11 protein-coding genes are annotated in these 14,866 nt (G+C 57.2%); 1 reads left to right on the top strand and 10 read right to left on the bottom strand.

Features of this window, described 5'->3' with window-relative positions; genetic code table 11:
* Position 1: 1 nt before the first annotated feature.
* The 7 genes from MJ923_RS04760 to agaR form a co-directional block, all read right to left on the bottom strand.
* The gene (locus tag MJ923_RS04760; RefSeq protein ID WP_126169408.1) at positions 2–1,297 is read right to left on the bottom strand and encodes a sugar MFS transporter; all 1,296 of its coding nucleotides are present in this window, start codon (positions 1,295–1,297) and stop codon (positions 2–4) included.
* A gap of 135 nt (positions 1,298–1,432) precedes the next feature.
* Positions 1,433–2,728, bottom strand: a complete 1,296-nt coding sequence (gene nagA, locus MJ923_RS04755) for an N-acetylglucosamine-6-phosphate deacetylase (protein WP_240590106.1) — start codon at positions 2,726–2,728, stop codon at positions 1,433–1,435.
* The gene (locus tag MJ923_RS04750) at positions 2,725–3,837 is read right to left on the bottom strand and encodes an ROK family protein (protein ID WP_240590105.1); all 1,113 of its coding nucleotides are present in this window, start codon (positions 3,835–3,837) and stop codon (positions 2,725–2,727) included. The genes nagA and MJ923_RS04750 overlap by 4 nt, the downstream gene beginning before the upstream one ends.
* 2 nt (positions 3,838–3,839) lie before the next feature.
* Positions 3,840–5,045, bottom strand: coding sequence for an SIS domain-containing protein (locus MJ923_RS04745; RefSeq protein ID WP_240590104.1), 1,206 nt, complete (start codon positions 5,043–5,045; stop codon positions 3,840–3,842).
* 6 nt (positions 5,046–5,051) lie between these two features.
* A complete protein-coding gene (locus tag MJ923_RS04740) occupies positions 5,052–6,320 on the bottom strand; it encodes a class II D-tagatose-bisphosphate aldolase, non-catalytic subunit (protein WP_240590103.1) in 1,269 nt (422 codons plus the stop codon).
* A gap of 4 nt (positions 6,321–6,324) precedes the next feature.
* Positions 6,325–7,692 (bottom strand): Gfo/Idh/MocA family protein, encoded by a 1,368-nt coding sequence (locus MJ923_RS04735; RefSeq protein ID WP_240590102.1) that lies wholly within the window; start codon positions 7,690–7,692, stop codon positions 6,325–6,327.
* Positions 7,693–7,710: 18 nt separating this feature from the next.
* Entirely contained in the window at positions 7,711–8,505 is a 795-nt protein-coding gene (gene agaR, locus MJ923_RS04730; protein ID WP_237158738.1) for a transcriptional repressor AgaR, read from the bottom strand.
* 313 nt (positions 8,506–8,818) lie between these two features.
* Here agaR and MJ923_RS04725 point away from each other — a divergent pair, with 313 nt between their 5' ends.
* Positions 8,819–11,662, top strand: a complete 2,844-nt coding sequence (locus MJ923_RS04725; protein ID WP_240590101.1) for a TonB-dependent receptor — start codon at positions 8,819–8,821, stop codon at positions 11,660–11,662.
* 50 nt (positions 11,663–11,712) lie between these two features.
* Here the strand turns inward: MJ923_RS04725 and MJ923_RS04720 are convergent, their stop codons facing one another.
* The 3 genes from MJ923_RS04720 to MJ923_RS04710 all read right to left on the bottom strand — a co-directional run bounded on the left by MJ923_RS04720 (position 11,713) and on the right by MJ923_RS04710 (position 14,816).
* The gene (locus MJ923_RS04720; protein ID WP_240590100.1) at positions 11,713–12,453 is read right to left on the bottom strand and encodes a helix-turn-helix transcriptional regulator; all 741 of its coding nucleotides are present in this window, start codon (positions 12,451–12,453) and stop codon (positions 11,713–11,715) included.
* Positions 12,454–12,527: 74 nt separating this feature from the next.
* On the bottom strand, positions 12,528–12,911 hold the full coding sequence (locus MJ923_RS04715; protein WP_126166317.1) for a VOC family protein: 384 nt from the start codon (positions 12,909–12,911) through the stop codon (positions 12,528–12,530).
* Positions 12,912–13,055: 144 nt separating this feature from the next.
* Positions 13,056–14,816, bottom strand: a complete 1,761-nt coding sequence (locus MJ923_RS04710; protein WP_240590099.1) for a phospho-sugar mutase — start codon at positions 14,814–14,816, stop codon at positions 13,056–13,058.
* Between the last annotated feature and the right edge of the window lie 50 nt (positions 14,817–14,866).

Below are 14,866 nucleotides of genomic sequence, written 5' to 3'. Positions count from 1 at the left end.
CTCAGCCAAACCAGCTTTTCAGTCTATGACCTATCAGGGCATAGAACAGAATGACCGAATAGCAGGGCAAGAGGATGCCATAAGCCCCCTGATGACCTATGCCGCTCTCGACCAAGGCGCCGTAAAGCAGCGGCAACAAGGCGCCGCCGGCAATTCCCATAATCAGCAGCGCCGAGGCGCTGGCGGTGAGCCTGCCAAGGCCATCGAGGGCCAGCGGCCACACCGCAGGCCACACCAGCGCATTGGCAAAGCCAAGCAGCGCAAGGTAAAGCACAGGGTCGGGAATAGCCGGGATCCCGAGGGGAACCAACAGCAAGCCCGAGAGCATCATGCTGGATTCATCGGCGAAGATAATCCCAAAACTGAGCCCAATACCGCACAGCGCCGAAAACGCCAGCGCGGTCTTTTGGCTCATCAGCCTAGGAATGGTGGCAATGCCGAGCAGGTAGCCAAGCACCATAAAGGCCATGGTGTAGGAGGTCAGCACACCGAAGTTATCCAGTCCCAGATGGCGGCCATAAAGACCAATGCTGTCACCAGCAATCACTTCGACGCCTACATACAAAAACAGCGTCAACGCGCCGAGAATCACCTTGGGATGGGCACCCAGCTCTCGCCAGTGCACCTTCTGAGCCGCACGGCTCTCACTGTCACTCGAAGCCCCCTGCCCCAAGTCTGGCTCAGGCAGCGGCGACAAACGCACATAGAAAATCAGCGCTATCAGCACGCCCGCCATGGCCAGATAAGGGGTAACCAGTCGGGCAGACAGTGCCTGCAGAGCCTCCTGTCTGGCGCCTTCATCCAGTGCCGCCAGCGCATCAGCGCTGTAGGCGTCCATGCCAGTCAACACCCAGGCGGTAAACAGCAGGGGCACCAAAATTCCCGCGCCCTTGTTAACAATCCCCATGCAGCTGATGCGCATGGCGGCACTTTCCCGTGGGCCTATCACCACAATGTAAGGGTTGGCGGCGGTTTGCAGTATGGTCAGGCCGGTGCCAAGCACAAACAGCGCCAGCAAAAACATACCAAAGGTGTGACTGAAGGCAGCCGGAATAAACAACAGTGCGCCGAGCGCCATCACCCCAAGACCGATTTGCAGCCCGGCGCGATAGCCGTAACGCTCAAGGAGCCCCGACATGGGCAGCGCCATTACAAAATAGGCGATGTAAAATACAAAGGTCACCATATATGCCTGCAATTCGTTGAGTTCACAGGCAATTTTTAGAAAGGGGATCAGGGCACCATTGAGCCAGGTGACAAAGCCGAACACAAAAAACAAAATACCAATCAGCACCATAGGCAAAAAGGTCGATGTTGGCTCAGCTGAGTTCACGCCTGCTTCCGCTGCACTATTTTCAGCAACGCTTGTTTCTGAAACGCTTGTTTTCATTATTATTCTCCGTTGAGTTTCATTTGTGCCGGCAGGGTAAAGCTAGATCCCCTGGGCGACATCGGCACCCGGCTCAGCGCCCGCTACCAGACGGCCACCCTGCCAGCGATGCAACTGATGTAAACCGTTATCCAGCGCCAGCAAGTCCGCCCTCGCGCCAACGCTGATATGGCCCCGGTCACCAAGGCCAAGAAACGCCGCGGGCGAGCTGCTTGCCATGGCAAGGGCATCGGTAAAATCAATTCCCAGCGTTTGCACGGCATAACGCAGCGCCCCTGTCATGGTCAGCACCGAGCCGGCCAGTGAGCCCGCTTCGTCCTTGAGCGCCATACCATCACGGCGCACCTTGCCGCCAAAGAAATCGAAATCGGTCTCCTCAGTGCCAGCCGGGCCCATGGCATCGGTCACCAGCATCAGTTGCCGCCCCAGCTGACGAAATGCCAGCTGCGCACTTGCCGGATGCAGATGCTCACCATCAAAGATAATGCCTGCATAAACGGTATCATGCAGCAATGCGGCACCCACCATGCCGGGTTCACGCCCTGCAATACCAGACATACCATTGAAAAGATGAGTAAAACCACTGGCCCCGGCAGCAATTGCCGCTGAGGCCTTGGCGAAGCTCGCGTTGGAGTGCCCAAGGCTGACCAGAATACCGGCCTCAGTCAGGCGGCGAATATCCACAGCATCCACCCGCTCAGGGGCCAGCGTCACCAGGCAACAGCCAAGCTCGTCCTTGGCCTTCAGGTACAGATTGAACTCATCCTCACCCAGGGCTCTTAGCTTAGCTTCGCTGTGGCAGCCCCGTTTATCGCTGCCAAGGTGCGGTCCTTCGAAATGAATGCCCACCAGCATGCCGTTGCCCTGATGTCTGGCATCAACTACCGCCTGCAGCGCATCGGCCATCGGGCCAATATCATCACTGATAACCGTTGGCAGCAGCGCGCCGCTGCCAAAACGGCCATGGGTGCAGGTCATGGTTTCAAGTGCCGCCACGGTCGGCTGTTGATTAAACAGCACCCCGCCGCCACCATTGACCTGGGTATCAATCAGCGCAGGTGTCAGGGTTCCTGCAAAGGAATAACAGGGCGTCGCCGGGTCTGAAGCAGGGCCTGATCCAGAGCCTGACCCTGAGTCTGAGGCAGGTGCCGTCTGCTCTATGGCCTGAATAATACCCGCGCCTATGCCTATCCAGGGGCTGATGACTGGCGTCATCTCCTTGCCGATAAAGGCAATGGCGGGGTTTAGCCAGAATTCGACTGTGCCCTTTGCAAGGGCATCGCTGCGTGTATTGTCGGCCAGATTGTGGAGGGCGTTTTCAGTCGCATTTGCACTCATGAAGCCTTACCTCTGAGCAAAGTTGGCTGTGCGCAGTTAGCCTCCGGCTCAGGGCTGTTAACGCCAGGCTCAGGGCTGTTGGCAATTGGCTCAGGGCTGTTGGCAATTAGCTCAGGGCTGTACGCCGACAGATCCTGGCCCATTTTCAGCTCGCGGCCAAACATCAGCTCTCGGCCCAGGAGCGCTGCGCCTCTCACCCCACTGACAGCACCAAACTCAGCCACCTTAAACTCAGGTAAAGAAACCCCATTAAAAAGGTGCCTTGCAGTTGCGTCGGGAATAGCCGCCATGATTTCAGGCACTTCCGATAGGCCGCCGCCAAAGACGATGCAATCGGGATCCATGCTGAGAATTTGCCCGGCGAGCACACTGCCGAGGGCATCCACGTAGGCATCAAAGGCTTGCACCGCGGGCATCTGCCCCAAGCGGTAGGCATCGAGCCACTGATAAGTGTCGGCGGCGCCGCCAAAGTGCCGATAAAGCCTGCCAAGGCCGGTGCCGGACACATAGGTCTCGGCGCAGCCCTTAAGGCCGCAGCCACAATCAAACAGTGGCAGCTGATGGCGCATCACCACAGATGCGGCGAGCCCCAGATGACCAAACTCTCCGGCCAGGCACTGGGCGCCCAGGATAAGCTTGCCGTCGATACAGATCCCGCCGCCAAGGCCGGTGCCGAGGATAACCCCAAGAATTCGCTGATGCCCTCTCCCAGCTCCAAGCATGGCTTCGGACAGGGTAAAGCAGCGACAATCATTGCCAATGGCCACGGGTCTGCCAAGGCGGCGCGCCAAATCGTCAGCCACGAAGCGTCCATTCAGGCAGGGCACATTGCTTGAGAGCACCCGGCCGTCGGCCTGAATAACCCCCGGCAGCGCAATGCCCACACTGCCAAGGCACAGCATGGTGTTGCCCTTTGCAGCGTCATGCTCATTGCCGGGTCGCTTTGCCGCCAGCATATCGGCTCTGGCAACCTGCTCACACACGATTGCCAGAAAAGCATCATAGTCATTTACCGGCGTTGCCGTTTGCCACTGTTCAATGCAGCCAAGGCTGGCATCAAAAACTGCCGGGGCAATTTTGGTGCCGCCGATGTCCAATCCGTAATGCATAGTCAGTCCCCTGCAAGCGGCTTTTGATAGAGGGACAGCGGATGCAAAGTCACCCCCTGAACGACCCGGTTTACCTGTCCACCGGGACAGGGATTATCCGGGCTGATGCCAAGTTGCAGAGCCTTGAAGTAGGCCAAAAGTTGACAATACAGGATAAAGGGCAAAGTAAGCCAGACTTCATCGAGCCGCGCCTCACCGTCATTGCAAAAGTCTTCCTCTTTTAACAGTTGTACCCGGGCACAGGCACCGTCACGGATAAGCTCATCGGCCATGTCCTCATCAAAAGCACGGGCGTAGGGCTCTGAGGAAGCCAGCAGCACCACGGCCGTATCCACATCCACCAGCGATTTGGGGCCATGGCGAAAGCCAAGGGGGCTTTCAAACACCCCCATCACCTTACCGGCGCTAAGTTCCAGCAACTTAAGCGCCGCTTCCTGGGCCACACCTTGTAGCGGGCCTGCTCCAAGGTACACCCAGCGCGACAAATCCAGTGACGCAAGCTGATACAGCTTATCGAGATGTCCATCGACAATGCCCTCTGCCATGGCAGCAGCGCGGGTGAAAGAACCGTTTTCTTCGCTGCCGCTATCGGTAAATAACAATAAGGTCGCCAGATACATGCAGCTGAAACTGCTGGTCATGGCGAAGCTTTTATCGTGACTGCCCGCAGGCATCATCCACAGGCAGGCATGTTCAGCCTGAGCGCGGCCATAGTCGGCCATTTGGCCGTTGGGGTTACAGGTCAGCAGCAGGTGAAAACACTCAGGCAAGAGCGCATCACACACAGCGATGGCGCCCATGGACTCGGGGCTGTTGCCGGAGCGGCCGTAGGACACCAGCAAGGTAGGGTTGCCACTGCGAAGATACAGATGCGGATGGGACACCAGATCCGTGGTCGCCACTGCCTCCACACGCTGACTGGCAAGGGGAAGCTGCTTTGAAAGGGTGGCCGCCAGCGCTTCGCCGATGTAGGCCGATGTTCCGGCGCCCACCAGTAAAATCCGCAAATTTTCTTTTGCCAGCAGCGACGAAAGAAACCCATCCAGCCGCGGCTTTTCACTCAGAAATTGCTGTTGCAGGGTACGCCAAAGCGCGGGCTGCTGGCAGATCTCTTTGGCGGTGTGCTCTGCGCCCCTGGGCGGGCTGAAAAGTGCACTCTGGGCAAACTCCGGACAGATCCTGGTCTTTGATAAGTCGTTAACTTGCATGAAAATCTATCCTTTTTTTGTGCTCAGACAGCAGGCGCTGGCGTAAGGCTCAAGCACCTGGGTGATATGGTCGAGCACCAGCTCGAGGGCGATGGCGGGCAGTTGTCCGCGCAGTACCTTGGGGTATTGCAGTGACAGGTATTGGCTGATGAGGGGCAGAGGTATCGGCTTACTGAGGTTTTGCAGCAGCTTGTCTATAGCAAGACTCAGCTCTGGCCAGTAATAGCGGATACGGTCGCTGTAGCTGAAGCCCAGTTGCCATTCCCGTTCATGGGGGTCGGTGTAAAACGAGCGCCAAAAACCGGGGTCTGACAGCATTTTGTCTTCGCACAGCGCCCGCAGCCCGGCCCGCTCGCACACAGGCACCAGCAGCGCCTCGATATGGTCCAGGGCAAACAGTGCCTCGCGCAGGGCGAAGGTCAGTGCCGGTCCCACCTTGAGAATGGCAAAGTGGTCGGCCACCAGCGCCGGATAATGCTCAGGCAGCTGATAATCGGTGGAATGAGCCTCATACACCAGATTGGGCTGGCTGCGGATAAAGCGGCGCTGGCGCTCAAGCAAACTTGAATCGTACTGATGCACATCGCTGTGGCCAAATTCAACGCCGGGCTGCACCACCAGCGCAATCACCCGCTGCCAAACTGATTCATCCAGTCCCGCCGCCAAAAACGCCTGCTGATGGGCACTGACCGTGGTTTCGATGGCAGGTACCGGGGTCACTTCCAGCGCATGCAGGCTGGCAACACCGCCGGGCGGCGGCACTTCGGTGCCGACCACATAGGAAATCGCACGGCCGTTGGCGGCGTCTTCAGCCACTTTACAAAGCCTGGCCGCCCGCTTGGCAATAAGAGCATCGCCAAGTGGCTCCTGCTCCCCATGGCAGGCCATGCTGGTATCGAGATGAATTTTCTCAAAACCCGCCTCAACGAAGGAGCGCACCAAAGCTTCTGCCTCGGCCATGGCAGCCTCGGGGGGCAAGTGTTTCCAGGCCACCGGGCCCAGATGATCGCCGCCGAACACCAGCTGCTCTCTCGCCAGCCCTTCGGTATCGGCAAGGCCGTAGACAAAGGCGATAAAATCCTTTGCCGTCATGCCGGTGTAGCCGCCGTGCTGGTTTACCTGATTGGCGGTGGCTTCTATCAGCAGCGGCGAGCCGCTTTGGGCGGCATGGCGCAGCGCAGCTCGCAGCACCAACACCTGGGCAGAGCAGACGGCAAAAATGCCCTTCTGCTCGCCGCGTTTGTTGGCGTCAATAATGGATTTGAGCACCGACATGGGCTTACCCCACAATGCCAAGTGGCTTGGCGGTTTGCCACACACCACGGGTAAAGTCGGGGAAGTCTTTCGAGTTGCCACGGTCGGCCACCGATTGTGCCGATAAGGGCTGCACCGCAGACCAGGCGGCGCCGTCATACACGTCCTGATCCAACGGCTCGCCGTTTCGCAGGCAGTAAATCATTCGCCAGCACATCAAAAAGTCCATGCCGCCGTGGCCGCCGTTCTGCTCGGCCTCCCGCCCCATACGCAGCCACAGTGGGTGGTCATACTTGCCATACCAATAGGCCATATCTTCATCCCACTCATGGAAGCTGCCTCGGCCGCCATTTTCCAGCGCGATGCGATTGGGGAAACCGGCAAACACCCCATTGGTGCCCTGAATGAGATTGTGACGACTGTACGGGCGCGGTGTGGTGGTGTCGTGCTGCACCATGATGGTTCGGCCTTTGACGGTTTTGATAAGGCTGGTGTTCATGTCGCCGCTGATATAATTGAGCTGATTGCGCGGATGATCGGCTGGAAACTCGCGCTTGGCATAGGCGGCGCGGCCAAGGGCGGGTGAACTCATGGAACTGAGGTAATCGAAACGATCGCCGCGATTGATATTCATATACTGGGACACAGGACCAAGGCCGTGGGTCGGGTACAGGTTACCGTTGATTTTGGCATGGTACGCCGTACGCCAGGAGCCGGTTTTGCGGTCCATTTCCTTCATTTGCCAACGCAGCTCGTGGATATAGGCGGCTTCGCCATGGAGCAAGTCACCAAACAGGCCCTGACGCACCATGTTCAGCACCATCAGCTCGTCACGGCCGTAGCAGACGTTTTCCATCATCATACAGTTGCGCTGGGTCAGCTCAGAGGTATCCACCAGATCCCACAGCTCTTCGATGGTCAGGCCCATGGGCACTTCCACAAAAGCGTGCTTACCGGCCAGCATGGCTTCTTTGGCCATGGGGTGGTGCCACTCCCAGGGCGTGCAAATCACCACTATGTCCACATCTTCCCGGGACAAAAGCTCGCGGTAGGCATGTTTGCCCTGCTGATAGAACGCAGGCTGGCCCTGACCGTAATCGGCCATGATTTTCTCAGCCCTGGCAATCACCAAAGGATCGATATCGCAAATAGCGGTAATGCGCGCGCCGTCGATATTGTTAAAGTGATGGATAAAACCCACACCGCGCTCGCCCACACCAATCAGGCCCACGCGCACTTCGTCCATCTTTGGCACCACCAGGCCCATCACCGACTTACCGGCGGCCTTGGGCGTTGCCACTGCGCCTTCTTTGGCTGCACATCCTGCCAGTGCCGCTGCCGCCACCGACGCCATCGAGGCCTTTAAAAATCCACGCCTGTCCAAACCCGCCATTGCTTCTCCCCTTACTCGCTATTGATTGCGTTCAATCAGGTGCAACTGCACCCCCTGTTGTTCCAGGGCCTGGGCGTAACGCTCCGGGATCCCTGTGTCTGTGATAAGCCGGTCGATTCGCATCAGTGGGCAAATCACATGGAAAGCCTGCCGGTCAAACTTGGATGAGTCGGTCACCACGATAACTTCGCTGGCTATCTCCACCATCATCCGGTTAAGGCAGGCTTCTTTTTCAAAATGGGTGGTCAAACCGGCCTTGAGGTCGAATCCGTCTACACCCAAAATAAGCTTGTTAAAGTTGTAATCTGTAAGGCTTTTCTCAGCCGCACTGCCATAAAACGACAGCGATTTCTTCCGAAGCAGACCACCGGTGAGCATCACCTCCACCGACTCAGACTTGGACAGCACAGTGGCAATGTTAAGGCCATTGGTCATCACTATCAGATCGTCGTGCTGCATCAGGTGGTGGGCCACCTGCTCGGTGGTGGTACCTGAGTCCAACAAAAGCCGGTCACCGTTTTGCACATATTCAGCGGCGGCAGCCCCCAGCGCCCGTTTCAGGGTCGAGAAGCAACTGCCTTTTTCCTTCAGCGACAACTCGCGGCTCAGCTCTGAGTTCACAATGGCGCCACCCCGTGAGCGCACCAGCAGCTGCTTTTGATCCAGGGTCGCCAGATCGGAGCGAATGGTGACTTCCGAGACGCCAAACTTCAGCGCCAGTTCACTGACCGTGACCTTGCCCAGCTGCTGGGTGAGGCGAACAATTTCCTGCTGTCTTTCTATGGTGTTGAGCACATTCATTGCGTTATTCATCCCCCGGTTGAAAGGCTTCAATGTAGCACAGGCAAATGACTTTCAATAGGTTTCGATTTCATAAATCGACAACAAAAAATACTCACTTCCAATACTTTTCAGCCATTTAGGCAGCAACACCTTTCAAACCACGACTTTCGTTACAAACCAATATGCCCAACTTCGAAAGAAAATAAAAGCTATTTTACAAATTTTTGTTGATCTGAACAGATTTTTAACATTATATGTAACCATTCGAAAGCCATTAAGCCAATCACAAGCTTTCGAAGTTGGCGAGCAATAACCACAAATGCATGTACACGGAGGGGAGAAGATGGCTAAGTTACACACTCAGGTTGCCAGCCTGGCACTGGCAATCAGTACGGCACTCTGGGCTACACCGGGGATGACTGCCGACACAGACAAGGTGGACGAAAAACAACAGGCGAGCAGTCAACAAACTGAACAGGCATCCGAAGACGTTGAGCGTATTCAGGTGTATGGCATTCGCTCGAGCATCAAGGAGTCGATGTTCCTTAAACAGAATGCCACCAGTGTGGTCGATCTGGTGGTGGCAGACGACATCGGTAAGTTCCCCGATGAAAACCTGGCCGAAGCACTGCAGCGTATTCCCGGCATCACCATCACCCGCAACGGCGGTGAAGGTCAGAACATTCTGGTTCGTGGCCTGGGTTCGGGTTACAACGTGACCACCCTCAATGGCCGCAAGCTGGCATCGGAATACGCCGGTCGTGACTTCAACTTCGACACCATCGCCTCTGAGCTGGTGAATGTACTGGCGGTGTACAAGTCGCCCGAAGCACGCCTGACCGAAGGCGGCATTGGCGCCATCGTCGATATTCAAACCCGCAAGCCACTGGATTTGAACGGCTTTACCCTGCAGGCATCGGCCAAAGGCATTCATGAATCCCGCACCGGAGATATACATCCGCACGCCTCTTTTATCATTGGCGATCAGAATGATGACGGCACCTTCGGCGCCCTGCTCTCTGCGGTGTACTCGAAAAAGACCCTGCGGGCAGATACCTATTCTGCCGCGGGCTTCTTTGATGAAGACGAAGGCTGGGGCGCCGACAGCGCCGGTGTCCCTGTGGATACCAACAGCAACGGCATGATTGATGAAGGCGAAATCTACGCCTCAAAAATCCCCAGCTACATGTACTTTGCCAACGCCCAGGATGTGCGCGAGCGTATCGGCTCTACCCTGGCTGTGCAGTGGCAGCCAGCCGATAACCTCACCCTGGGGATTGATGGCCTGTACTCACGCTACAACACTGATGGTCACCGCTATCAGATAGGGTTTGTAAACTATGACGAGTCCTGGACGCCGGGCACGCCACTCTTTACCGATGCGGAATTTGACGACTCTGGCCGGGTTATCAAGATGAAGCAAAGCGGCGAAAACACCATGGTGGAGCTGCTGAATATCTCCGAGCCGCGCCAGACCGACACCTGGCAGCTTGGCTTTAATGCCGACTGGAACCCCAGCGAAAACTGGGAAGTGATTGCGGATTTGGCGCTGTCTGAGGCCAACAATAAAAATGCCGGTGACAACCGCTTTATTGTGGCCCGCGGCTTCGTTGACAGCATCGGCATCGACTACAGCAAAGGCAATATTCTGCCGGATGTGGAGATTAGCCCGGCGCTGACCGCCGACCAGACCTATGGTGCCCACTACAGCCTCAACAGTGGTACCGGGGTCAAAGACAAAATAGCCGACTTCAAGCTGGAAAGCGTATACCTGCCCGATGACGGCATCATCAGCAAGGTGCATTTCGGTATGAACTATGTAAAACAGACCAAGAGCCAGGAAGCGTACCGCTCGAAAAACCCCAGCCAGTTCAGCCGCGGCGGCTACTATCTGACCCGTGATGGCTACACCTTTTCCCCGGGGCAAGTGTTCAATCAGGGCGAATTTGAGCTGTTCCGCATTCCCGAGTCTGTGTTTGTTGCTCCCAACTTCGATAACTTCCTTGAAGGGGAAGACAGTGTCTCGCCGGATCCCTGGCCAAGCTTTGACTATGATGCGCTGCTGGAATACTTCCGCTCCATCAATGCCGACGCAGCCAATGCCAGTATCGTGGCCAGTCAGCGCCAGCAGGACAGCTATGAAGTATCCGAGGCCGTCACCTCCGGCTTTGTGCAGTTGACCCTGGAAGATGAGCTGTGGGAGCTGCCCTACATGCTGAACCTCGGCGTACGTGCCAGCCACACCGAAGTCACCTCCGAGGGCTTTGGTTATGACTTATCCAAGGTGGTGCTGGACAGTGAAGGCCAGCCGGTGAATAACGATTGGCAGGCGGTGGTACCCACCGAGTATGAAGGCAGCTACAACAATATTCTGCCGAGCCTCAACTTCCGTTTGAATCTGCAGGATGACTTGCTGCTGCGTATCTCCGCCGCCAAGACCTTAAGCCGCCCTTCTCTGTATGCCCTGCGTACCTGGGCCGCGCCGAACTTCACCGTACGTGAACAGGGTCTGCCAACCCTGAGCCGCGGCAACCCGTCGGTCAGCCCAGAGGAAGCCTATCAGGGTGATATCACTCTCGAGTGGTACTACGGCGACAGCAGCTCCCTGAACGGTGGTGTATTTATTAAAGACATTCAGTCATTTATCGAAAACACCAAGACAGCAGCCAAGGTCGATGGCATCGATTATCTGGTCAGCCAGCCAGGTTCGGGTGAATACGGCGCCAAGATAACCGGTTATGAGCTGGCCTGGCAGCACTCGTTCGACAGCCTGCTGCCGGAGCCTTTCAATGGTTTGGGTCTGCAGCTGAACTACACCTATGTGGACAGTGAATACGACGATCCTGAGCGCAAGGCAAAAAACCTGCCCTTCGCCGGCATGTCTGAAAACTCCTACAACGCGGTGGTGTACTACGAGCAGTATGGTATTCAGGGACGTCTTGCGTATAACTGGCGCAGCAAGTTCCTCGCCAATCCCGAAGATTGGGGCGGCCCATCCTGGATTGATGCTTATGGCCAGCTGGACGCGAGCCTGAGTTACGATCTGCTGGAAAATCTGACGGTATTTGCCGAGGCGTCCAACCTCACCAACAACCGCTACTCAGGTTATGTGAAGCGGGAAGATCAGGTGAACTATCTGGAGCGCTTCGGCACCCAGATTGCCCTGGGTATTCGCGGCAGTTTCTAAGATGCGCATCCATAGGCGGCTTCGGCCGCCCTTTCACTGAAATGGTAAGGTCAAGTCTCAGTGACCCGCCCGTCAGGCTCACAAGGCGCTGCGGCGCGGGCTTTTTCATATTCACGGCTCGCTTCATCCATGCGGGCGATAAAGTCCTCCAGCTCCTTGCCGGGGCTGCGGGCAAAACGCTGGTCTTCTTCAATGAGGGCCAGAATGCGGTCGGCGCGAAAACTGCGAAAATCATCCCTGAGTTCACACCAGCCCAGTAAGGTCCAGGTACCACGCCAGAAGTAAATCGCCAGTGGCCGCAGGCGTCGCTCGGTCACCGCATCCTTGGCATCCTTGTAATTAATCCGGCAATAGCGCCGCTCTCTGGCGGCAACCCGCAGCGGATCCAGAAACTGAAATTCGGCCTCATCCAGATAAAAGTCCGGCGAGAACATCAGCGACTGCATCTCTCTTAGCCGCTCCGGCAGCACGGCTTCCACCTTGATAAGCGCCTGGGCCGCGGCCTGCCCAAGGGCTTTGCCGCCCCAGGTTTGCACCATGCGAATGCCCACCTGAATGGCTTCCAGCTCGGCCTCGGTAAACATCAGCGGCGGCACGCTCACTTCCTGACGCAAAAGGTAGCCAACACCGGCCTCCCCTTCGATGGGGATCCCCGACAGGCACAGGTCCTGAATATCGCGGTAGATGGTGCGGGATGACACCTGTAGCCTTTCGGCCAGCTGCGCCGCCGTGGTCAGGCGTCGGTGGCGAAGGATTTGAACGATTTGAAACAGTCTGTCTGCGCGGCGCATAGGGTTTCCATGCAAAGGCCGGTGCGTCTATGCGCCCGGCCTTTGTTATCTGGTTATAACTCAGTTTGTCAGCATCACAGCGCCGGGCTCCACAGCCCGACAGTGTTGCCTTCACTGTCGACAAACAGCGCTATGTAGCCGCACTCACCGCCCTTGATCCCCATGGGTGGCATAGCAATTTTCACCTGGTTTTGCTCCAGTTTGCCCACCAAAGGCCCGAGGTTATCGGCCAGATGCAGGTACAGGCAGGCGCCGCCGTTGCCGGGTTTGAACTCAGGGTGCTTCATCAGGCCGATGGTGGCGGCCTTTTCATCGCTGCATTCGAGGATGGCGTATTCCACTTCATCCATGTCTTCGCGGCGGAAACTCACGCCAAACTGAGCTTGATAAAAGGCGATGGCGCGGGCCATGTCACTGACAGCGATTTCGCCCCACACCAGAGGTTGAGTTGCTTGCATATCCTTATCTCCTTATTGAATTAAGCTTTTCTATCAATGTGTTGAAGTAGGTATTACTTCTTGCTTCATCGATGTATTCAGCTTAATCCCCCCCTGCTGACAACATGGTGTCAGCAGGGTTTGTCAGGAGTAAAAATAATGCACTCAGCGTGGCAGGCTGGCCTGATGGCCATCCACCAACGCACTCATCAACCCATCGCCGGCAGCCTGGGCGTCTGCCATGGCCATTTGAGCCGTCATCGGCATCACCAGCTCGTAATAACACTTGATTTTGGGCTCGGTGCCAGATGGGCGCACAATCACCCGGGCTGTGGTGCCGGGCGCTGTAGAAGACTCGCCCAGATGATAAATCAGCACGTCGCTGGATGGCAGCGAGATGGACTCGCTGCGGCCATCGGCAAAGCGGTGGCTGAGGGTTTTAAAATCCTCCACCGACAGCACCTGCCGCCCATCGATGCTTGCAGGCGGCGTTTGACGCAGCGCAGCGCCTATATCCGGGGTATCGGCTCCAAGGGCAATGCTCACCTGACGGTTCACATACAGCCCGTGGCGGCGATACAACGCCTCCAGCGCATCCCACACACTTTTACCCTGGGCCTTAAGCTCGGCGGCAAGCCGGGCAAAACACAGCTGGGCTGTGATGCCGTCTTTATCCCAGACAAGGTCGCCCACTGTGTAGCCCAGGGCCTCTTCATAAGCGAACAGAAACGGCTTTTGCGGACTGGCCAGCTGCTGGGCGGTATTCATCAGCCACTTGAAGCCGGTGAGCGTGGTGTAGCTTTCGGCCTTGTGGTGGCGGGCAATGGCGTGCAGCAGCGCCGATGAGACTATGGTGTTCCCCACCAGCGGCACAGTTGCGGCCTGCCAGCGGCCAAGCAGATAGTCCACAAACAGAGCGCCCACCTGATCGCCGGTCAACATCCGATAACTGCCATCGGCTTTGCGGGCCGCCACCGCAAAGCGGTCGGCATCCGGGTCGTTGGCACAGGCAAGTTCGGCATCGTGGACGGCCGCTTCGGCCATCACCATGTCCATGGCACCGGGTTCTTCCGGATTGGGGAAGTTCACTGTGGGGAAGTCGCCATCGGGCTCACGCTGGGCCGCCACGCTGAACACCTTGCCAAAGCCCGCATCTTTAAGCACCCGCTCTGCCATGGGCGCCCCCACGCCATGCATGGCGGTATAGGCCAGCGAAAGTTGGCTGCTGGCGGACGTTGCAGCAGTGGAGGCAGCCGTCAGCAGCGGCGAGTGCAGCACGGCGCGGCGATAGTGCTCGAAAAAATCATCCTGCAGGAACGACAGCAGGCCCTTTTTCACCGCATCTGATTCACCGAGCCAGGGCAAGTCGCTGCTCGACGCCATCTCGATGCGCTCAGCAATGCCGCTGTCATGGGGCGGAATAATTTGTGCGCCGTTTTCCCAGTACACCTTATAGCCATTGTATTTGGGCGGATTGTGACTGGCTGTCACCACAATGCCGGCGGCAGCTTCAAAGTGCTTTACCCCAAAAGCCACCAGCGGCGTAGGTGCCACATGGCTTGTGAGGCGCACCTTGAATCCCAGGCCACAGAGCACGCTGGCGGCATCGTGGGCAAAGGTTTTGGAGTCGTGACGGCCATCGAAGCCTATCACCACGCCGCGACGTTTGGCGTCTTTGACCTGAGCGCTGAGATACTCACCCAGGCCCGCGCTGGTTTCGCGCACCAGCAGCCGGTTCATGCCCATGGGGCCGGGGCCCACGATGCCGCGAATACCGGCGGTACCAAAGGCGAGCCTGCCTGAAAATGCCTGACTCAGCGCGGCTTCATCACCGGCATCGAGCAGGCGCTCAAGTTCGCTGCGACAGACAGGATCAGGGTCGCGGCTAATCCAGTGGTTTACTCTTAATGCAAGCTGGGTATCCATATACTCTCCAATTCGGCAGTCATCCGCTGCCACTCCTTTCCCCCACCATA

This window comes from Shewanella zhuhaiensis, assembly GCF_022484835.1.
Lineage (GTDB): Bacteria > Pseudomonadota > Gammaproteobacteria > Enterobacterales > Shewanellaceae > Shewanella > Shewanella khirikhana.
The sequence above is the reverse complement of the archived record's forward strand: the minus strand, read 5'-3'. Positions and strand labels throughout refer to the sequence as shown.